The sequence below is a fragment of the Bradyrhizobium sp. DOA9 genome, assembly GCF_000617845.2.
GTDB lineage: Bacteria > Pseudomonadota > Alphaproteobacteria > Rhizobiales > Xanthobacteraceae > Bradyrhizobium.
In genome coordinates, this window is the sequence record NZ_DF820425.1 from 3,712,207 (window position 1) to 3,732,123 (window position 19,917).

21 protein-coding genes are annotated in these 19,917 nt (G+C 64.4%); 8 read left to right on the forward strand and 13 right to left on the reverse strand.

Annotated features, from left to right (window positions below; genetic code table 11):
* Both BDOA9_RS17215 and BDOA9_RS17220 read left to right on the forward strand, forming a co-directional pair.
* Entirely contained in the window at positions 1 to 888 is an 888-nt protein-coding gene (locus BDOA9_RS17215; RefSeq protein WP_025035199.1) for a 2-hydroxy-3-oxopropionate reductase, read from the forward strand.
* A gap of 112 nt (positions 889 to 1,000) precedes the next feature.
* A complete protein-coding gene (locus tag BDOA9_RS17220; protein ID WP_025035200.1) occupies positions 1,001 to 1,384 on the forward strand; it encodes a DUF1236 domain-containing protein in 384 nt (127 codons plus the stop codon).
* Between the two features lie 39 nt (positions 1,385 to 1,423).
* Here the strand turns inward: BDOA9_RS17220 and BDOA9_RS17225 are convergent, their stop codons facing one another.
* The 3 genes from BDOA9_RS17225 to BDOA9_RS17235 form a co-directional block, all read right to left on the reverse strand.
* On the reverse strand, positions 1,424 to 1,801 hold the full coding sequence (locus BDOA9_RS17225; protein WP_025035201.1) for a VanZ family protein: 378 nt from the start codon (positions 1,799 to 1,801) through the stop codon (positions 1,424 to 1,426).
* Between the two features lie 77 nt (positions 1,802 to 1,878).
* Positions 1,879 to 2,487: a thiamine pyrophosphate-dependent enzyme gene (locus BDOA9_RS17230; RefSeq protein ID WP_025035202.1), complete on the reverse strand. Its 609-nt coding sequence runs from the start codon at positions 2,485 to 2,487 to the stop codon at positions 1,879 to 1,881.
* A 10-nt stretch (positions 2,488 to 2,497) separates the two neighbouring features.
* Positions 2,498 to 3,049: a thiamine pyrophosphate-binding protein gene (locus BDOA9_RS17235; RefSeq protein WP_025035203.1), complete on the reverse strand. Its 552-nt coding sequence runs from the start codon at positions 3,047 to 3,049 to the stop codon at positions 2,498 to 2,500.
* A 241-nt stretch (positions 3,050 to 3,290) separates the two neighbouring features.
* On the opposite strand from BDOA9_RS17235, the gene BDOA9_RS17240 reads away from it, so the two are divergent.
* Positions 3,291 to 4,340 (forward strand): hydroxyacid dehydrogenase, encoded by a 1,050-nt coding sequence (locus BDOA9_RS17240; protein WP_025035204.1) that lies wholly within the window; start codon positions 3,291 to 3,293, stop codon positions 4,338 to 4,340.
* A 116-nt stretch (positions 4,341 to 4,456) separates the two neighbouring features.
* The gene (locus tag BDOA9_RS17245; protein WP_025035205.1) at positions 4,457 to 4,897 is read left to right on the forward strand and encodes a flagellar basal body rod protein FlgC; all 441 of its coding nucleotides are present in this window, start codon (positions 4,457 to 4,459) and stop codon (positions 4,895 to 4,897) included.
* Between the two features lie 36 nt (positions 4,898 to 4,933).
* Here the strand turns inward: BDOA9_RS17245 and BDOA9_RS17250 are convergent, their stop codons facing one another.
* Complete coding sequence (locus BDOA9_RS17250; protein ID WP_025035206.1) at positions 4,934 to 5,875, reverse strand: ornithine cyclodeaminase family protein; 942 nt, start codon at positions 5,873 to 5,875, stop codon at positions 4,934 to 4,936.
* 162 nt (positions 5,876 to 6,037) lie between these two features.
* On the opposite strand from BDOA9_RS17250, the gene BDOA9_RS38855 reads away from it, so the two are divergent.
* The gene (locus BDOA9_RS38855; RefSeq protein WP_025035207.1) at positions 6,038 to 6,250 is read left to right on the forward strand and encodes a hypothetical protein; all 213 of its coding nucleotides are present in this window, start codon (positions 6,038 to 6,040) and stop codon (positions 6,248 to 6,250) included.
* A gap of 3 nt (positions 6,251 to 6,253) precedes the next feature.
* Here BDOA9_RS38855 and BDOA9_RS17260 read toward each other — a convergent pair whose 3' ends face one another.
* From BDOA9_RS17260 to BDOA9_RS17285, 6 genes are all read right to left on the reverse strand, one after another.
* Positions 6,254 to 6,829, reverse strand: a complete 576-nt coding sequence (locus BDOA9_RS17260; protein WP_025035208.1) for a GNAT family N-acetyltransferase — start codon at positions 6,827 to 6,829, stop codon at positions 6,254 to 6,256.
* A 6-nt stretch (positions 6,830 to 6,835) separates the two neighbouring features.
* Positions 6,836 to 9,193 carry an Orn/Lys/Arg decarboxylase N-terminal domain-containing protein gene (locus tag BDOA9_RS17265; protein ID WP_025035209.1) on the reverse strand — a complete coding sequence of 786 codons (2,358 nt, stop codon included), beginning with the start codon at positions 9,191 to 9,193 and terminating at the stop codon, positions 6,836 to 6,838.
* Between the two features lie 100 nt (positions 9,194 to 9,293).
* Positions 9,294 to 11,498 (reverse strand): xanthine dehydrogenase family protein molybdopterin-binding subunit, encoded by a 2,205-nt coding sequence (locus tag BDOA9_RS17270; protein ID WP_025035210.1) that lies wholly within the window; start codon positions 11,496 to 11,498, stop codon positions 9,294 to 9,296.
* Between the two features lie 7 nt (positions 11,499 to 11,505).
* Complete coding sequence (locus tag BDOA9_RS17275; RefSeq protein ID WP_025035211.1) at positions 11,506 to 12,522, reverse strand: FAD binding domain-containing protein; 1,017 nt, start codon at positions 12,520 to 12,522, stop codon at positions 11,506 to 11,508.
* On the reverse strand, positions 12,519 to 13,004 hold the full coding sequence (locus BDOA9_RS17280) for a (2Fe-2S)-binding protein (protein WP_025035212.1): 486 nt from the start codon (positions 13,002 to 13,004) through the stop codon (positions 12,519 to 12,521). The genes BDOA9_RS17275 and BDOA9_RS17280 overlap by 4 nt, the downstream gene beginning before the upstream one ends.
* 141 nt (positions 13,005 to 13,145) lie before the next feature.
* Positions 13,146 to 13,625 carry an Lrp/AsnC family transcriptional regulator gene (locus tag BDOA9_RS17285; RefSeq protein ID WP_025035213.1) on the reverse strand — a complete coding sequence of 160 codons (480 nt, stop codon included), beginning with the start codon at positions 13,623 to 13,625 and terminating at the stop codon, positions 13,146 to 13,148.
* Positions 13,626 to 13,768: 143 nt separating this feature from the next.
* On the opposite strand from BDOA9_RS17285, the gene ald reads away from it, so the two are divergent.
* From ald to BDOA9_RS17300, 3 genes are all read left to right on the forward strand, one after another.
* Positions 13,769 to 14,884 carry an alanine dehydrogenase gene (gene ald, locus BDOA9_RS17290; protein ID WP_025035214.1) on the forward strand — a complete coding sequence of 372 codons (1,116 nt, stop codon included), beginning with the start codon at positions 13,769 to 13,771 and terminating at the stop codon, positions 14,882 to 14,884.
* 156 nt (positions 14,885 to 15,040) lie between these two features.
* Complete coding sequence (locus BDOA9_RS17295) at positions 15,041 to 15,259, forward strand: hypothetical protein (protein ID WP_025035215.1); 219 nt, start codon at positions 15,041 to 15,043, stop codon at positions 15,257 to 15,259.
* Positions 15,260 to 15,370: 111 nt separating this feature from the next.
* Positions 15,371 to 16,429, forward strand: coding sequence for a YeiH family protein (locus BDOA9_RS17300; protein ID WP_025035216.1), 1,059 nt, complete (start codon positions 15,371 to 15,373; stop codon positions 16,427 to 16,429).
* A 132-nt stretch (positions 16,430 to 16,561) separates the two neighbouring features.
* On the opposite strand, the gene BDOA9_RS17305 is transcribed toward BDOA9_RS17300, so the two are convergent.
* Genes BDOA9_RS17305 through BDOA9_RS17315 form a run of 3 tightly spaced genes read right to left on the reverse strand, consistent with a single transcriptional unit; the run spans position 16,562 to position 19,754 of the window.
* Positions 16,562 to 17,434, reverse strand: a complete 873-nt coding sequence (locus tag BDOA9_RS17305; RefSeq protein WP_025035217.1) for an ABC transporter ATP-binding protein — start codon at positions 17,432 to 17,434, stop codon at positions 16,562 to 16,564.
* Positions 17,431 to 18,342 (reverse strand): ABC transporter permease, encoded by a 912-nt coding sequence (locus BDOA9_RS17310; RefSeq protein WP_025035218.1) that lies wholly within the window; start codon positions 18,340 to 18,342, stop codon positions 17,431 to 17,433. Before BDOA9_RS17310 ends, BDOA9_RS17305 begins: the two co-directional genes overlap by 4 nt.
* The gene (locus BDOA9_RS17315) at positions 18,339 to 19,754 is read right to left on the reverse strand and encodes an ABC transporter substrate-binding protein (protein ID WP_025035219.1); all 1,416 of its coding nucleotides are present in this window, start codon (positions 19,752 to 19,754) and stop codon (positions 18,339 to 18,341) included. The genes BDOA9_RS17310 and BDOA9_RS17315 overlap by 4 nt, the downstream gene beginning before the upstream one ends.
* Positions 19,755 to 19,917 lie beyond the last annotated feature (163 nt).

Genomic DNA, 19,917 nt, shown 5'->3' on the forward strand with positions numbered 1-19,917 from the left:
ATGACCAACATCGGCTTCATTGGACTTGGCACCATGGGACGGCCGATGGCCGGCCATCTCCTGGCCGCGGCCCATCGCGTTCTCCTGCATGATATTGCGCCGATCGCGCCGGAGCTGATTTCCGCGGGCGGCATCGCCTGCACATCGGCCAGGGAGGTCGCGGAGCAGGCGGATGCCGTCATCATCATGGTGCCGGATACGCCGCATGTCGAAGCCGTGCTGTTCGGCAAGGACGGTGTCGCCAGCGGCATCTCAAAGGGCAAGATCGTCGTCGACATGAGCTCGATCTCGCCGCTGGCGACCAAGGAGTTCGCTAAGAAGATCGAGGCGCTGGGCGCGGACTATCTCGACGCGCCGGTGTCGGGTGGGGAGGTCGGCGCCAAGGCTGCGAGCCTCACCATCATGGTCGGCGGGCCGGAGCGGGCCTTCGGCGCCATGAAGCCGATCTTCGACAAGATGGGCAAGAACGTCACGCATGTCGGCGCGAATGGCGACGGCCAGACGACGAAGGTCGCCAATCAGATCATCGTCGCGCTCACCATCGAAGCCGTGAGCGAAGCGCTGCTGTTCGCATCCAAGGCCGGTGCGAATCCCGCGCTGGTGCGCAAGGCGCTGATGGGCGGCTTTGCCTCGTCGCGGATTCTCGAGGTGCATGGCGAGCGCATGGTCAAGCGCAATTTCGATCCGGGCTTCCGCATCGAGCTGCACCAGAAGGATCTCAACCTCGCGCTCGAAGGCGCGCGTGCACTCGGGCTATCGTTGCCGAGCACGGCCGTGGCGCAGCAATTGTTCTCGTCCTGCACCGCACATGGCGGCAAGGCCTGGGATCACTCCGCCATGGTGCGGGCGCTGGAACTGATGGCGGGGCATGAGATCGCCACGGCCTGAACTGTTACGCCGTAACACTCTCCAGTGATGCATCTTTCGTCGCAGGGGAACCGGAACAATGCTCCGGCCCCGCGGGTTGAAGGCGCATAACAATCACTGGAGACGTATGGACATGAAAACTCGTCTTGCGATTACGTTGGCTGCCGCGTCGCTGCTGGCGTCGAGCGCAGCCTTTGCCCAGTCGACCACCGAACAGGGCGCCAGGGACGGCGCGCGTGCTGGTGGTGAAGTCGGCGGACCGATCGGCGCAATGGTCGGCGGCACCGTCGGTGCGGCCGTCGGCGCTGGACTCGAAATTCCGAACGCAATCCTCGGCGGGATTCCTCGCAGCGACTCCGTCGTGGTCGAGGAGCGCGTCGTCGTCGGCGAGCCGTTGCCTCCGAGCGTGGTGCTGCGGCCCGTGCCGAACTATACCGAGTATCGCTATGCGGTCGTCAACGATCGCCGTGTGATCGTCGAGCCGCGCACGCGCCGCGTGGTCAAGATCATCGACTGATCAACGCAAACTCTGTGCTGAGCAGGGCCCTGCGGAGTGTCACTCCGCGGGGCCTTCGCTCGTCACGGCGGCGCTGGTGCGAACGCGCGAGAGCAGCCTGTCGGCCGCGGCGGCGAGCGCAAAGCCGAGGCAGGCGGTGGCGGCATCGACCAGAAAATCCGTCAGCCGCGCGTGGCGTCCGGGTGCCAAGAATTGCATCAGCTCGAGCACGCCGATCAGGACGACCGCGGCCGCAGCAATCAGCAGACGTCGGCGCCGATAGGCGAGACCGAAGGCCAGTCCGACCAGGATGAAGGCGAGCGCATGCTCGCCGTCCTGGCCGAGATAGGAATGAGGTCGCAGGCCGGGAGGGCCGAGGGTGGCGAACGTAACGGCAGCCGCGAGCAGCCAGGCAAAGGTACGAACCAAATTGGACATTCGGCCCGCTTAGCACAGATTTGCAAGGAGCCGGTACGGTCCCGTCATCAGATCGGCGTGTAGTTAATGACGAAATCTTAGAGTGGCTGGCGCACGCCGAGGCCATGCATGAAGCGTTCCCGGATCTGCACGGGGTCGCGGCGGGTGGTGCCCACGCCGGGCTTGTCGTCGATCCTGACCGCGATCAGGCTGGGCGCGGTGGCAGCCATCGCATCGTCGACCAGCCGCTCGAAATCCTCCTCGTCCGCGGCCCAGGCGCTGCTCGCGAGACCCGAGCCGATCGCGATGGCGACGATGTCGGCGACGCCAGCCGCCGGTGTCGGCTGCGCGCCGGTGATTTGGTAGATGCCGTTGTCCATCACGATCATCGTAAGGTTCTTCGGCTTCATGGCTGCAATCGTCGAGAGCGCACCGAGCTGCATCAACAGCGAGCCGTCGCCTTCGAGCGCGAAGACGCGGCGGTCGGGCTGCGCCAGCGCCACGCCGAGCGCGATCGGGAAGGCAAGGCCCATGCTGCCCAGCATGTAGAAGTTCTGCGGGCGGTGGCCTGCGGCCCACAGATCGAAATTGGTGTTGCCGATGCCGCCGATCACGGCTTCCTCGTGCTTCAGCTTTGCGATCAGCCGCGAGGTGACGTCGAACCGGTTCATTATCTTGGTGTTGCCAGTGTTCAATTCTTGATTCATTTGGCCGGCCTCACTTGTCGAAGACCTTGCCGCCCGTCAGCAGCGGGTTGAGGATCAACGCCACCGGCGCCTGCGTGGTGACGGCCTGCTTGATCGAGCGGTCGGTGATGAATTCGAGCTCGTCGAGCCGGGTGATGGTATGGTGCTCCAGCGCCAGTGAATCCAGCACCGGTCGCATGGTGCGGCAGACCAGCGACTGGCCGTAGTTGAACTCCCCGAGCGTGCCGCGTTCGGAGACGAACATGATCAGCGGAATCTGGTAGGGCACCGCGAGCGAGGCCAGCACGTTGGCGAGCGTGGCAAAGCCGGAGGTCTGCATCAGCACCGCGCCGCGCCGCCCGCCCATCCAGGCGCCGGAGACGATGCCGACGGCCTCTTCCTCCCGGGCGGTCGCAAAGGTGGTGAAGAAGGGATCGGCGTGCAGGTTCTTGATCAGCGGCGTCAGCACGCGGTCCGGCACGTAAGGAATCAGGCTGATCTCGTTCCGCTTCAAGGTTTGCAGGACGATGCCGTGCCAGCTTCCGTCGCTGCTTCCCTGCGTCTGCAATTCCGCGATCGCCATTGCGCTCTCCCTGGGGCCGCGCATGCTTCTTGGTTGTGGCCGTCGCGGCGGTCTGCCGAACTTGACGCGGGCAGCGGGATTGTCAACATGTGCGCGCCGGCACCATGATCTGCGCCAGCAGGCCTGCCGTGGCCGGCACCGCCATGGCATAAGCGGCGACAACCAGAACACGGGAGGGGCATAGGAGGGCGCGCATCGCGCTGACCGTGCGGATCTCCCGCGAATGAGCCGGAAGGTCCCGATGTCCGTCAACACCAAGCGCGTCGTCTATTCGAATTATTTGGCCAATCCGATCTATATCGACATCCTGAAGGCGCGGCCCGACGTGCGGCTCGATCGCATCGAGAACGGGAGCCCTGAGGACGTCTATGGGCCGCTCCTTGGGGCTGCCCACGTCTACCAGGTCGGCGCCGCCCGCGATGAGCTCGCCTCGCATTTCCATGTCGATGCCGCCTTCCTGAAGCGCACGCCGAACCTGCTGCTGGTCTCCAGCAACGGTGCCGGCTTCGATCCGGTCGACGTCGAGGCCTGCACGGCCGCCGGGGTCGTGGTCGTCAACCAGTCCGGCGGCAATGCCCATTCGGTCGCCGAGCACGCGCTGGCGATGATGCTGACGCTGTCCAAGCGCATCATCCAGTCGGATCGCCGGCTGCGCCGCGAGCGCGACGTCAACCGCAACGATCTCGTCGGCAACGAGGTCGAGCACAAGACCGTCGGCATCATCGGCCTCGGCAATGTCGGCCGGCGTATCGCCGCATTGTGCAAGGGCCTGCTCGGCATGAAGGTGCTGGCCTACGATCCCTATTTGTCGGCCGAGGTGATGGCCGAGCGGGGCGGGGAGAAGGTCGAGCTCGACGAGCTGTTGCGCCGCGCCGATTTCGTTTCGATCTCCTGCCCGCTCAACAAGGGCAGCCGCAACATGATCAGCACGCGCGAATTCGCGCTGATGCAGCCGCATGCCTATTTCGTCACCACCGCACGCGGCTTCATCCACGACGAGGACGCGCTGCTGCAGGCGCTGCGCGACAAGCGCATCGCCGGTGCAGGCCTCGACGTCTGGTCCAAGGAGCCGCCGCCGCCGGAGCATCCGCTGCTCCAGTTCGACAACGTGCTGGCGAGCCCGCACACCGCAGGCGTCACCATCGAGGCGCGCCAGAACATGGGCCGGATCGCGGCCGAGCAGGTGCTGGATGTGCTCGACGGTAAGCGCCCGCCGCGCATCATCAATCCCGAAGCCTGGCCTCGCTATGCCGAACGCTTCAAGCAGGCTTTTGGCGTGACGCCGGGGTAGGGCGCGCGAAGCCCAGTCGTGCGCCGATCGTTGGTTAAGAGGATGCCGACAGAAAGCGGCGGATTTTACTGATGGCGTGAATGAACGCATATGACCTGTCCTGTAGATCAGGGAGCATGAGCACACTTTCGATTGCGACGTCCGGACTTTCTGCGGCAAGTTTGCGCGTGAACGTGGCCGCGAGCAATATTGCCAACATCGGCACGACCGGCCCGCTACCCGCGTCGGGCGGATCGAGCGCATCGGCCGGAGCGGGCATTGCTCCAACGTTTCCTGCAGCCTACGTGCCGTTGCGAGTCGATCAGGTCTCCCAGTCGAGCGGTTCGACGCCGGGCGGTACGGTTGCGACCGTATCGACGGTGTCGCCGAGCTATACCGCGCAATCCGACCCGAGTGCTCCCTTCGCAAACCAGGACGGCCTGGTCGCAGCGCCGAATGTCGATCTTGCTAGCGAATTCGCTCAGTTGGTGACCGCAAAGTACAGCTTCGTTGCCAATGCGAAGGTCATTCAGGCCTACGCCGAGACGCAAGACACGCTCCTCGACATCAAGGCATGAGGGCTGACGTCGGGCGTGTCTCCCCAGCCTGGGCCACTACCCCAGCTTGGCGCCGAGCTGCTGGAACACGGCCTCGCAGGTCATGAGGTCGAGATGGCCGCCGCCCGCGTTCTTGAAGAACGTGATGTCGGACGGTGAGGTTCGCCCCCGCACAAGGCCGCCGGCGAGGTCGTAGAGGTCGCCGAGGACGTCCGCCTCGCTGATCGCGCCGCTCGCGATCGGCTGCAGGATGTCGCCGACGCCGTGGAAGGCGGATTCCCGCCGGTCCACGAAGACGCGGGAGCGCTTGGCCGCCTCGTCATCGGCCTCCCGGGTTTGCGGCGTGTAGCCGCCGACGAGGTCCAGATGCGTGCCCGGCCGCAGATTGCGGCCCTTGATCAGCGGTCGATGCGCGCGGGTGCAGGTGGTGATGACATCGGCCTCGCGCGTCGCGGCGTCGAGATCCGTGATTGCTTCCGCCCTGATGCCGGCCTTCGCCAAGCGCCGAGCGAGATCCGTGCCCCGGTCCGGGCTGCGATTCCAGATCAGCACGCGCTCCAGTGACGGCCGCACGGTGCGATGACCCCGGATCAGCCATTCGGACATCTCGCCGGCCCCGACGCAGAGCAGCGTCTCGGGATCGGGCGGGGCGAGCAGTTTCGTGCCCAGCGCAGAGTCCGCTGCCGTGCGCCAATGCGTGATCTCGGTGCCGTCCATCGCCGCCAGCGGCCGCCCATTGGTGCCGTCGAACAGCACGCACACGGCCTGCACCGCCGGCATTCTGCCTTCGGCCAGATTGGCCGGAAAGCTGGTGAACATCTTGCTGGCCATGTATCGGCCGGGATCGACGGCGCTGCGGATGACGTATTGCCCCCTCTCGTCACCAAGGAAGGCGTCCAGCACCTCCATCTTCGGCCGGCGATGCGCCGCTTCCAGCGCGGCAATGAGGATCGGAAACGTCAGAACTTTCGTGACTTCGCTGTCGGATATAAAGTGCAAGGCAAAATCCTCATGGGCGACCGGCATTTGCCCATAAACCCGGGCGGCGGGTTCCGCAACGGATCTTCGGTCAGGGCTGCCCCGTCTTGATCCGCGTCAAAATCTCCTTTCCCGGGCCAGCCTAAATGGGACTAGAGTGCTGCCGGGGCAGCAGGAGGTGCCATGGCTACTTATGTCGTCAGGTTCATGAAGAACGTGCTCGGCGAGTACGGCCGACAATGCGAGGTCTGTCAGGGCACGCTCGAGATCGACGCCGCTGACGAGGACGAGGCTACGGAGCGGGCGAAGGCGAAGTTCTGCCAGGACCAGGCACTGCGTCACTGGTCACTGCACGCCGACCGCATCCATGTGAGACCGGCTGACTTTCCGTCATAAGGCCTACCGGCCCGGTGCGGTGACGGGCGGGGGCGTCGTCGTCCCCGCGCCGAGCGAGCGTTGCACCATGACGGTGTCGGACCAGCGGCCGTGGCGATAGGCAACGCCGCTGAGCAGGCCGGCGCGTGCGAAGCCGAACCGCTCGTGCAGCGCCAGCGAGGGCGTGTTATCTGCATCGATATAGCCGATCATCTGGCGGAAGCCGGCCGCCGCGCAGGCGTCGATCAATTCCTGCAGCAACAGCCGTCCGACCCCGCGGCCGAGATGGGCGTGGTGGACGTAGATCGAGTGCTTGGCAGTGTAGCGATAGGCCGGCCGCTTGCGGAACAGCACGGCATAGGCATAGCCGACGACCTCGCCGCGCCAGGTCGCAACCAGATGCGGCAGGCGGGTCTGCTTCAGGTTCTTGCGCCGGTCGCGCAGATCGTCCGGCTCCGGCGCACCGGTTCCCTCGACATCGCGCGGCACACCGTTGCGAACGTGATGGCGGTAGATCGCCAGCATCGCCTCGACGTCGCTCTCGCGTGATGGCCGAACCAGGACGGGTTCATCGCTCGTGCGCGCAGCCGCTTCGTTCATCGGCGCCTACTCGGTCACGACATAAGTGTAGAGCCCGATGCGCCCATTCGCATCGACCTCCTTGTAGACGCCCTGGATCTCGACGTCGAAGCCCGGGAAGGTGTTGAAGCAGGTCTCGAACATCCTGAGGTAATCAATCATGGGCTTGGCCCGTTCCGTCAGCCGCTCGCCCGGCACGATGGTGGCGATGCCGGGCGGGTAGACCACGAACGGCGTGGTCGCGATGCGGCCGGCGATCGCCTCGATCGGGAGGTAGTCGACGTCGTTCCTGAACAGATAACGCGCGGCGTCGCGCGGCGACATCGCGATCTCGGGCATGTGCTCGGGCATGAACTGCCGGGCCTGGAGCGCGCTGACACCGGCGGCGCGGAAGAAACGGTGCATCTCGCCGCAGAGGTCGCGCAGCCGCGCACCGGCGTAGCGCACCTGCCGGCGTTGATAGAATTCGGGGATGACGTCGGCCAGCAGCGCATTGTCGTCATGCAGTCTCTTGAATGCGACGAGGCCGGAGATCAGCGTGCCCGCCTTGCTCGCCTCGACGCCGGGCGTGAGCAGGAAGAGCAGGGAGTTGAGGTCGTTCTTCTCGGGGACGATGCGGTTCTCGCGGAGATATTGCGCGACGACGGGCGCGGGAATGCCGTGCTCGGCATAGGCCCCGGTCGCACGATCGAACCCGGGCGTGAGCAGCGTCAGCTTGTTCGGGTCGGTCATGGCAAAGCCTTCTGCGAGATCGGGAAAGCCGTGCCAGTTGGTATCCGGGGAGAGCTGCCACAGCGCCGGATTGGTGGCGAGCTCGTCGGTCGAGAGGGTCTCCCAGGCGACATTGTGCGCCGCGCCGGGGCGGCTGACATCGGCAATGGCGACGCGATCGGGAACGAACGGCTCGAAGAACCAACGGCGATCCGGATTCTGCTCCTTCTCCTCGAACTCCCGGCGCATGGCGCGGATCTTCTTGCGCAGCTCGATGCCGAGCCGGATTGTGTCGTCCCACAGCACTTCGCCGGAGCGGCCCTTCATCATCTGCGCGCCGACGTCGAGCGAGGCGAACAGCGGATAGAACGGCGAGGTCGAGGCGTGCTGCATGAAGCTCTCGTTGAAACGGCGGTGCTCCACGCGGCGCTTCTGGCCGCGGATGTGGCGGTCCCTGATGTGGATCTGCGAGGCCTGCGAGAAGCTTGCCAGCTGCTTGTGGGTCGACTGCGTCGCGATGATGCCGGGCGCTTCCGGGGGAAGATTGGCCAGGCCCATGGCGAAGCGGCCTGCATAGAGCGGGTGGAACTTCATGAAGCCGGCCCAGGCTTCGTCGAACAGGATGTAGTCGCAGAGATGGCCGATGCGCTTGATGATCATTTCGGCGCTGTGGATCGAGCCGTCATAGGTGCACTGCTCGACCACGGCGACGCGGAACGGCCGCTCCTTGCGCCAGGCGTCGCGATCGTCCACCAGGGGATGGTTGCGGATCGCCTCGCGCAGCGCCTTCTCGTCGAGCCTGTCCCAGCGCATCGGGCCGATCAGTCCCCAGGCGTTGCGAACGGTCGGCACATAAACCGGGATGCCGCCATTGATCATCAGCGCGCCGTGATGGGCGGCCTTGTGGTTGTTGCGGTCGAACAGCACGAGATCGCCGTCGGTGACGAGAGCGCCCAGCGCGACCTTGTTCGAGGTCGAGGTGCCGTTGAGCACGAAATATGTCTTTTCGGCGCCGAAGATCGCCGCCGCTTCCTTCTGCGCCTTCAGCGCCGGGCCCTCATGGGTGAGGAGGTCGCCGAGGTCGAGCACGGAATTGTCGAGGTCGTCGCGGAATACGGATTCGCCGAGATGCTCGACGAACACGCGCCCGATCGGGCTGCGATTGTAGAACACGCCGCCATTGTGTCCCGGGCAGGTCCAGAGCTGGTTGCCTTCCTCGGCATAGTCGACCAGCGCGCCGAAGAACGGCGTCTTCAGCGTCTCGGCATATTGCTTCAGACGGCTGATCAGGTTCTTGGCGATGAAAGTTGGCGTCTCCTCGGACAGGAAGACATAGCCGTCGATGAAATCGAGCACCTCGACCGGCAGGTCCTCGAACCGCTTGCGACGGATCAGGAGGATGATCGGGAAGTCGAGGCCGCGGCGGCGCATCAGGTTGATCAGCGCCGAGGTCTTGCCCTCCAGGCCCTTTTTGCCCCAGTCGACCACCATGCAGCCGATCGCGGCATCGGTCTGCACCGCCATCTCGGCATCCTCCAGCTTGCGGGCGCGGACTACCTCGAAGCCGGAGCGTTGGATCTCCTCGATGATCTGGTTGAAGCGGACGCCTTCGAGATCGTCGGCGTCGAACACAGGTGCGGCGAACAGGAAGTTGAAGCGCTTGAAATAGTCCATGGCGGATCCCGAATATGCAGGAAGACACAGCTCTCTGCACATTCGATGACAGTTGGATGACGGGAGCGGGGAGCCAAGGAGGGGTCGAGGGCCGCGGCCCTCACTCCAGCAGCTTGTCCAGCGTGATCGGGAAGCGCCGGATGCGCTTGCCGGTGGCATGATAGACGGCGTTGGCAATCGCGGCCGGCACGCCGACGATGCCGATTTCGCCGAGCCCCTTGATGCCCAATTGGTTGATGCGGTCGTCGGGCTCGTCGACGAAAATGACGTCGATGTCACGGACGTCGGCGTTCACGGGAATGTGGTATTCGGCGATGTTCGCGTTCATGATGCGGCCGAAGCGGTGATCCGTCACCGTCTCCTCGTGCAGCGCCATTCCAATGCCCCAGACCACGCTGCCCATGATCTGGCTGCGGCCCGTCTTAGTGTTCAGGATGCGTCCGGCCGCGACCGCACTCACGACCCGGGTGACGCGAATGACGCCGAGCTCTTCATCGACCTTGACCTCGGCAAATACGGCCGAATGGGTGTTGCGCGCGTGCGACTTGTCCTCGGGGAATTCGTTCAACTTCTCCTTCTCGATCCGCTCGACCTGGCCATGGCGCATCGCATCAGCAATCGAAACTGAGCGGCTGCGGTCGGCGGCCTTGGCAACCGCGCCGTCGAGGAGAATTATGTCTGGCACATCGACCCCGGCAAGTGGCGAGGCAGGCATCGCCTTGGCGTATCGCGCGAGCTCGCGGCGAATCTCTTCCGCTGCTCCCAGCACGGCGTGCGCGCTCGAGGCGGCCATCCATGAGCCGCCTTCCACCGGTGCCTGCGGCAGGCTCGAGTCCGCGAGTCGGACGCTGATATTCTCGATCGGCAGCCCGAGGGCGTCGGCCGCGACCTGCGCCACGATGGTATAGGTGCCGGTGCCGATATCGGAGGCGGCGCAGGAGACCTCGGCATGGCCGTTGGCCGTCAGGACGATGCGGGCGGCGACCGGCATCTGCAGCGCCTCCCACACGCCTGTCGCCATGCCCCAGCCGACCAGTTCCTTGCCGTCGCGCATGGAGCGCGGTGCCGGGCTGCGCCTGCTCCAGCCGAACGCCTCGGCGCCGCGGGCATAGCATTCGCGCAATTGCTTGCTGGTGTAAGGGAGGCCTTCGCTCTGGTCGCGATCCGAGTAGCACCTCAGGCGCAGTTCGACTGGATCGAGCTTCAGCGCGACGGCCAATTCGTCCATCGCGCATTCGAGCGCGCAGACGCCGGTTGCGGCCCCGGGCGCGCGCATGTCGGAGGGCGTCGAGACGTCGAGGCGGACCAGCTTGTGGGAATAACGGCTGTTGGGGCTCTTGTAGAGCTGCTCGGCCCAGCCGGTGTCATTACGCGAGAAATCCTCGAAGCGGGAGGTCACGGCAATCGCTTCATGGGTGACCGCATCGAGCGTGCCGTCCGGCTTTGCGCCGAGCGCAACGCGCTCGATCGTCAGGGGGCGAAAGCCCAGGCCATACATCTGCTGCCGCGTCAGCACGACGCGGACGGAGCGCTTCAGTGCAAGCGCGGCGAGGGTTGCCAGCACCACCTGGTGTTGCGGCCGCAGGCCTGAGCCGAAGGCGCCGCCGACATAGGGCGAGATCACGCGGATCTCGTCCGGCTTCTTGCCGAAAACGCTGCAGAGAAACTTCTGCACGTTCTGGACGCCTTGCGTCTTGTCGTAGACTGTGAGCCCGCCGTTGCCGTCCCAGACCGCCGTCGTCGCATAGAGCTCCATCGGATTGTGGTGCTCGCTCGGGAGGACGTAGTCCGCCTCGTGACGTATTGCCGCGTGCGTCAGGGCTGCTGCGGCATCACCGCGCGGCTTGTGCGGCTGATCCACTTCGGCGGCCTTGCCGCGTTCGGATTCGAGATCGGTCGCAAACGCCTCCTGCTCATATTCGACGCGAACGCGGGTTGCGGCGAACCTGGCCGTCTCCCAGTCCTCTGCGACGACCAGTGCGATCGGCTGGCCGTTGAACTTGATCCTGTCGTCATAGAGCGGACGGAAGGGCGATCCCTTCTCCGGCGCCACCTCATCCTTCCAGGCTTCGTCCTTGTCGGCGAGGGGCGGTCGATGTTCATGCGTGAGCACGTCGATCACACCCTTCACCTTCAGCGCCTCGCTGGTGTCGAGACGAGCGATGCGCCCGCGCGCGATGGTGGCTTCGACCACGAAGCCGTGAAGAAGACCGTCCGCTGCGAATTCGCCGGCATATTTGGCCGCCCCGGTGACCTTGGCCCGGCCGTCGATGCGTGACGTTGGTGTTCCGACATAGGCGTTCATCGGGACCTCATGCGATCTTCTTGTGAGCTTGTGATTGCGGCGTTGCGCTCGTGGCCTGCATCAGCGTACGCACCACGGCTCGGCGCGCCAACTCGATCTTGAATCCATTGTGCGAACGAGCGGTTGCTCCCTGCAGCAGCAGGTCGGCGGCGCGCCCGAAATGATCCGGTGTCGCCGCCTGACCGCGCAATGCAGCTTCGGCGCCGAGGCTTCGCCAGGGCTTGTGAGCCACGCCGCCGAGCGCAAGGCGCGCTTCGCCGATCGCGTTGCCTTCCAGTTCGAGCGCGGCTGCGACCGAGACCAGAGCAAAGGCATAGGAGAGCCGGTCGCGGATCTTCAGATAGCTGTAGTTCCTGGCAAAGCCGTGCGGCGGCAGCTCGATGGCGGTAATGATCTCGCCGCTGCCGAGATTGGTATCGAGATGAGGCTTGTCCTCGGGAAGCCGATGGAAATCCGTCAATGCGATGGTGCGCAGTCCCGAAGGACCTGCGATGTGCACGAGCGCGCCGAGCGCGGCCAGCGCTACGCTCATGTCGGATGGATTTGTCGCGATGCAGGAGTTGCTGGTGCCGAGGATGGCGTGGTTGCGATTGAGGCCATCCATGGCCGAGCAGCCCGTGCCGGGGCTTCGCTTGTTGCACGGTGTCGTTGTGTCATAGAAATAGGAGCAGCGCGTTCGTTGCATCAGATTGCCACCGACGGAAGCCATGTTGCGCAGTTGCGCGGAGGCGCCGGCCAGGATGGCGCTGGCGAGAAGCGGATAGCGCTGCTCAATCAACGGGTGGTAGGCGAGGTCCGAATTCGGCACCAAGGCGCCGATGCGCAGGCCGCCGTCCGGCGTCTCCTCGACCTCGCGGAGCGGCAGGCGGGAGATGTCGATCAGGCGCGAGGGCCGTTCGACATTCTCCTTCATCAGATCGATCAGGTTGGTACCGCCGGCGATCAACTTCGCGCCGGGATCGGCGGCGAGCAGGCGGATGGCGTCGGCAACGTCGCTTGCGCGGGAATATTGGAAGTTGTTCATGACCGGCTCATTGCCTGCTCGATCGCGGCCACGATGTTGGGGTAGGCGCCGCAGCGACAGAGGTTTCCGCTCATCAGTTCCCGGATCTCGTCCGCATCGCGCGCACGGCCTTCGGCCACCAGGCCCGCGGCAGAGCAAATCTGTCCCGGTGTGCAATAACCGCACTGAAAGGCATCGTGGTCGATGAAGGCCTGTTGCAGGGGATGCAGCGCGCCGTCCCCAGCCAAGCCTTCGATGGTCGTGATCTCGGCGCCATCCTTCATGACGGCCAGGGTCAGGCAGGAATTGACCCGTCTTCCGTCGATCAGCACGGTGCAAGCACCGCATTGACCGTGATCGCAACCTTTCTTGGTGCCGGTCAGCTCCAGACGGTCACGCAGCGCATCCAGAAGCGTGGTCCACGGCACGACCTCGAGCGCGCGTCTTTCGCCATTGACGACGAGGTTGATCGGAATGCGTTCGGGAATCGTCATGTCGGCCATGGTGTGTTTTCCTGCGGAAAGGCCGAGCCGGGCAAATCGTGGAATTGACGCGAGAATGCGTTGCCGCCGCTGGCCGATAGCGCCCAACGGATGAGGGCGTGCTTGGTTCCTGACCAATTTTTCCTGATCGGATCGACGAGATCAGCGCTTCGTCTCGCCGAACACCACGGTCGGCACCGCGCGATTGACGATCTCGCGTAGCGCGAAGCTCGACTGCACGCGCGCGACGCGCGGCAGGCGGGACAGCTCGGTGCGATGGATGCGCTCGAAATCCTGGATGTCGCGGGCGAGCACGATCAGGATGTAGTCGTCCGTCCCCGACATCAGGAAGCAGCGCACGACAGAGGGACATTTCGTCACCTCGGCCTCGAACGCCTTCAGCGCTTCGTCGCTCTGGCTCTCCAGCGCGATGCGAACCAGCACGGTGGTGGTGAGGCCGAACTGGGCCAGGTCGAGCGCGGCCTGGTAGGCCTGGATGTAGCCGTCATCCTCCAACGCCTTCTGCCGCCGCGCCAGCGCCGTGCTCGACAAGCCGATCTTGTTGGCAAGCTCGGTGTGGCTGGCTCGCGCATTGGTGGTGAGTTCCGCGAGGATGGCGAGGTCTTTGCGGTCGAGGGCCAAGGTTTCGTTTCCAGCGTCAAAGGACGATTTCGCGCCGGAAACCGGCGCGGGTGCCGCTAAGGTAGCGGATATTTGCACGAAACCAAACCGACCCTCTCGCTACGATCAACAATGGAATCAGAGCATTGGCGAGGAAGTTCAAGATGCGCGTCGGAGTCCCGAAGGAGATCAAGGTGCAGGAATATCGCGTCGGGCTCACCCCAGGCGCGGTCCGTGAATATGTCGCCGCCGGGCACCAGGTGACAGTGGAGAGCGGCGCCGGCAGTGGCATCGGTGCGTCCGACGAGGTGTACCGGCGGGCAGGGGCGTCCATTGCCGAGACCGCTCGCGAGATTTTTGCAAAGTCCGACATGATCGTGAAGGTGAAGGAGCCGCAGAAGAGCGAATGGGCTCAGCTTCGCGAAGGCCAGATCCTTTTTACTTACCTTCATCTTGCGCCTGATCCCGAGCAGGCCAAGGGCCTGCTTGCTTCCGGCTGCACCGCAATCGCCTATGAAACCGTCACGGACGCGAGCGGTCACCTCCCGCTGCTCGCTCCGATGAGCGAAGTCGCCGGCCGCCTCGCCATCGAGGCCGCCGGCGCCGCGCTCAAGCGCTCGGCCGGCGGCCGCGGCTTGCTGCTCGGCGGCGTGCCCGGCGTGCAGCCGGCACGCGTCGTGGTGCTCGGCGGCGGCGTGGTCGGAACGCAGGCGGCGCGCATGGCCGCCGGCTTGGGTGCCGAAGTCACGGTGATCGACCGCTCGATTCCGCGCCTGCGCGAACTGGACGATCTCTTTGCCGGACGCGTGCGCACGCGTTTCTCCACCATCGAGGCGGTCGAGGACGAGGTGTTCGCCGCCGATGTCGTCATCGGTGCCGTGCTGGTGCCCGGCGCCAGCGCGCCGAAGCTCGTCACGCGCGCGATGCTGAAATCGACGCGGCCGGGAGCCGTGCTCGTCGACGTCGCGATCGACCAGGGCGGCTGCTTCGAGACCTCCCACCCGACCACGCATGCGGAGCCGACCTACGAGGTCGACGGCGTCGTTCACTATTGCGTCGCCAACATGCCGGGTGCGGTGCCGGTGACCTCGAGCCAGGCCCTCAACAACGCGACACTGCCGTTCGGCCTGATGCTGGCGAACGAGGGCTTTGCGGCGGTCTTGGAGAATCCGCATCTGCGCAACGGGCTCAACGTGCATCGCGGCCGGGTGACGAACAAGGCGGTGGCGGAGAGTCTCGGGCTGGAGTTTGCGCCAGTCGAGAGCGGGCTGGCGGCCTAGCGGCGGTGTCAAAATAGGCGGAAGAAGAAAACTATCGTCGTAGCCATATCAGGAGGAAGGAGTTTCCCCTTCCGAGGGCAAAAACGCCAATCGCTTCCATTGCTGTTTGGTGCCGAAACGACGACATTTCCGCCAGAAATTGGTGGATCGGCAGCCATGGAACGCACTGGATTTGAGCCCTTCGGCGAGCAGCTGGTGTCCGCAACGGACACACAGCCGAAGTCGCGCGCCTCGAAGCTCCTGCTGCGGGCCGGCACCACCCTGTTCTGGTCGCTGGTCGCGGGCATCGTGCTGGCCCGCGCCGCCTTTTTCGAGCCTGGCATCTACGATGGCTTCAGCCGCGTCGCCTCGATGGCCAAGAACCTGATCTTCTGAGGCCGTTTATTCCGGGCTGAGGACAGAACTTCTCTCGGTCCTGATATGTCGAAAACATATTTCCCAATCGGGTCCTGCTGCGTATAAATCTTTCTCCCTCGGGAGAGATTTGTGTCGCAGAATCAAGCATCCAGCCCGGCCGATTCCAAGCCGGCCACCGCCGCGAGCCGTATTGCGGCGCTGATTCCGGGCATCCTCCTCTGCATTCTCGTGGCCGGTGTTTCGGCCCTGCTCGAGCGGGCCGAACTGGGCGTGTTCGAGCATCCCTATGTCGAGGCGCTGGTCATGGCCATTCTGCTGGGCATGGCGGTGCGCAGCTTCTGGAAGCCGGCCCCGCGCTGGCAGGCGGGTATCGCCTTCAGCGCCAAGCAACTGCTCGAAGTCGCGGTGATGCTGCTCGGGGCCTCCATCAGCTTTGCCGCGATCGCGGCTTCCGGCATTGCGCTGCTCGCCTCCATTGCCGCGGTCGTCGTGGTCGCGCTCTGCGTGTCCTTCGGCCTCAGCCGGCTGCTCGGCCTGTCGACGCGGCTGTCGATCCTGATCGCCTGCGGCAACTCGATCTGCGGCAACTCCGCGATCGCCGCGGTGGCGCCCATCATCGGCGCCAGCAACGACGAGATTGCGTCCTCGATCTCCTTCACGGCGATCCTTGGCGTGATGATGGTGCTGGGCCTGCCGCTGCTGATCCCGCTGCTGCAATTGTCCGCAACGCAGTACGGTATCCTCGCCGGGCTCACCGTCTACGCTGTGCCACAGGTGCTTGCCGCGACGGTGCCGGCAGGCCTCGTCTCGACCCAGATCGGCACGCTGGTGAAGCTGATGCGCGTCCTGATGCTCGGTCCGGTCGTCGTTGGCCTGTCGCTGGTCGTTTCGCGCTGGCAGAGCGATGCCAGGAAAACCAGCGTTGGCTTCTTCCGCCTGGTCCCCTGGTTCATCCTCGGCTTCCTTGCGCTTGCCACCCTGCGCTCGCTGGAGATCGTGCCGGCGACGGTGGTTGGTCCCGTGACGAAGATCACCGGCTTTCTCACGGTGGTCTCGATGGCAGCTCTCGGCCTTGGCGTCGACGTGCGCGTGCTCGCCAATGTCGGCGGCCGGGTGACGGCCGCCGTGACGCTGTCGCTGATGCTGCTGCTGGGGATCAGCATCGCGCTGGTGCACTGGTTCAAGTGAACAGGGCAAAGCTGGCGTAGGGTGGGAAAAAGCGCGTAAGCGCCGTGCCCGGCAGTTCTATGAGAGACGGAGAAGGGTGGGCACGCTTTCGCTTTGCCCACCTACGAGGCCGTCAATGCTGCGAGTGGGAAGCTAAATCACGTCCGCGAGCGAGTGGCCGTGCAGCTCGATGTTCAGCCCCTGCATGCCCAAGTCGGTGATCTCGCCGCCCATCGCCTTCAGGCTCTCTTCGCGGATTAGCGACATCAACCCGCGGCGGAGCGCCAAAAATTCCGACGACATCATCATCGATTGCTGCCGCGGCCGCTCCAGCGGAATCGGGATCTCCGCCTTGATCGAGCCCGGCCGCGCGGTCATGCAATAGACGCGGTCGGACAGGAAGATGGCTTCGTCAATGTCGTGGGTGACGAACAGCACCGAGATCTTCAGCCGCTGCCACATGTTGGTGAGGATCTGCTGCATGATGACGCGCGTCTGCGCGTCGAGCGCGCCGAAAGGCTCGTCCAGCAACAGTACTTTCGGTCCCGTCGCGAGCGCGCGGACGATGCCGACGCGCTGCTTCATGCCGCCGGAGAGCTTTTCCGGATATTGCTTTTCGAACGCTTCGAGTCCCGCAAGTCCTAGCAGCGTGCGCGCAGCGCGTTCGCGCTGCGAGCTTGGCATACCGCGCATCTTCAGCCCGAACTCGACGTTCTCGCGCACGGTTTTCCACGGAAAAAGAGAATATTGCTGAAACACCATGCCGCGTTCGGCGCTCGGACCGTTTACCCGCTCGCCGTCGACGGTAACTACCCCGGTCGTCGGCTTGAGGAAGCCCGCGACCGCATTGAGCAGCGTCGACTTTCCGCAGCCGGAGGGGCCGACGATCGAAACGAACTCGCCGGGCTTGACGTGGATCTGCGTGTCGGTGACGGCCTGAACCGGTCCCTCGATGGTCTCGTAGGCGAGGGAGAAGTTCCTGACCTCGATATGGCCCTTCGACGTGTTCGCAAGCATCTCGCTCATGTCGATCTCCACGGCATCACCAATTGTCCGGCGCCGCGGATCAACAGGCTCGATCCGAGGCCGAGCACGCCGATCGCGATCATGCCGAGCGCGATGTCGGCATATTGGACCAGCGAATAAGCTTCCCAGGTGAAGTAACCGATGCCGTACTGACCGGAGATCATCTCGGCCGCGATCAGCGACACCCAGGCGACGCCCATGCCGACGGTGAGGCCGGTGAAGATGTGCGGCAGCGAGGCTGGGAAATAGACCTCGCGGAAGATCGAGCGTTCGCGTGCGCCGAGACATTGCGCGGCGCGCACCAGCACGGGGTCGACCAGCGACATGCCGTGCAGCGTGTTGACCAGGATCGGAAAGAACGACCCGAGGAAGGTGATGAAGACGATGCTCTGCTCGTTGGTCGGCCACAGCATGATCGCCATCGGCACCCAGGCGATTGCCGGGATCGGTCGCAGCACTTCGGCGACTGGGAAAATCACTTCATGCACCAGCTTGAAGCGGCCCATGATGAGGCCGAGCGGCACGCCGACGATTGCCGCCAGCGAGAAGCCGATGAAGATGCGCCGGCAACTGAGCAGGATGTGCATCAGGAATTTAGGATCGTGAATCGCCTTTACGAAGCTGTCATAGACCGCGAGCGGCGAGGGCACGTTGGTGAAGCGCACGAAGAACACGACCCGATAGGTCGTGAGCAGATGCCAGACCAGCAGGAAGGCGAGCAGCGAAATCACGCCGATTGCCGCCGCGCGCAGACCTGCCCGATTGAGCCGGTACCAGCGCAACCCCAGTGTGGCGAAGGAAGGCGGCGTCGAAGGCCGGGTGATGGCGGCGGGCGAGGGGCCCGCTTCTGCAAGTGCTGTTGCCGGCATGCTGTCCTCGGGCTGTCTGACGAGGGCGGGGCTGCTCACGTCTTGCCTCCGCCGACGGCGGCCTTCATCGCATCGTCGAAGCCGAGCACCTTGCCGCTGAACTTGGCGGCATAGGCTTCGGCGTCCTTCTTCAGCAGGAACGGGGCGACCTCGCCATTGCCGACCGCGAAGAAAGCCTGATCGGCGAACAGCTTGATGCCGCGCGTGGTATCGAAGACGTAGGCGACGTTGATCTTCTTGCCCTTGGCCTTGTAGTCGGCATAGGCGCCGAGCGTGCAGCTGGCGGACGAGAAGGGCATGATGCTGGCACCGTCGACCCAAACCTCGCCCGCCTTGCGCGGATCGATGATGGGCTTCTTGCAGAAGCTGTCCTCGCCCGAGACTTCATAGTTCTTGGTGCTCGCGAGCTGGGCGTCGTAGTCGAGCTTCATTTCGGCATAGGCCTTGCGGATGTAGCTGTCGTCGACCCATTTCTTCGGATCGAACTCCTTCATGCGGCCGAGATTCTGCAGCACCTTGACGTCGGTCGTGGCCGCATCGATCAGCGCCGGCTTGATCGTGGGATCGGTCGTCATATTGCCGCCGGGCCCCAAGAAGATGTAGACGACCTCCTTGTTGATGCCGGTCCATTCCTGGATCTTCTCGGCGGCCAGCTTGGGATCCGCGCGCAGCCACTGATTGGCGGCGATCAGCGCCTTGAAATAGGCGACGACGACCTCGGGATATTTTTCGGCGAAGTCGGTGCGGACCACGATGCCGTGGAAGGTCGGCAAGTTCGTCTCGACGCCGTCGAAGATCTTCCGCGCGAAGCCGCGGAACGGCAGCAATTCCGCAAAGGGGACGAAATCGGCATGCCCGTCGATCTTCTTCTCCTGCAGATTGGTCGAGCCGACCTCCGGGCTCTGGCTGACGAGCTGGAAGAAATCGGACGCATAGCCGCGATCCTGCATCGCTTTCAGCACCATGCCGTGCGCGGCGGAGCCGAAAGGCACACTGACGAGCTTACCCTTGAGATCGGCGAGGTCGTAATAGGGTGAGTCCTTGTGGACGACGAGCCCGTTGCCCGAGCCGGACAGGCTGTAGGCGGCGATGCCGACGAGGCGGCTCTTGCTCTCCGGATTGCTCTCAAAGGTGAATCCGTTCACGATGAGCGGATAGTCGCCCATCATGCCGATTTGCAGCTTGTTCGCCATCATCGCGTTGGTGACGGGCGGACCGGAAGTGAAGTTCTGCCATTCCAGCTCGAACTTGATGTTGGCGTATTTGCCGTCCTTCGGCAGGTATTTCTCGAGCAACTGCAATTGGCGGATGACGACGCCTGCGGTCACCGTGTTGGTCGTGGTATCCTGCGTTCCGATGCCGAGCTTGACGGTTTCCGCAGAAGCCGGCTGCGTGGCGAGCAGCGCCAGAGACGACATCGCGATCGAGAGCGTGGGAAGATGGCGGACCATTCTCATCCTCATTCGGTTGGATGTGCTGTGGGTGCCATGATTGGGGGAGGGCGCAGGCAGGGCAAATCCGGAGTGGCCGCCGCAGTCGATTAGTTGCCGGGAAAAGCTGATTGCATACTCCTTGGGCAGTCCTGCACTATAAAGCCGCTTGCCTGTGCACCCG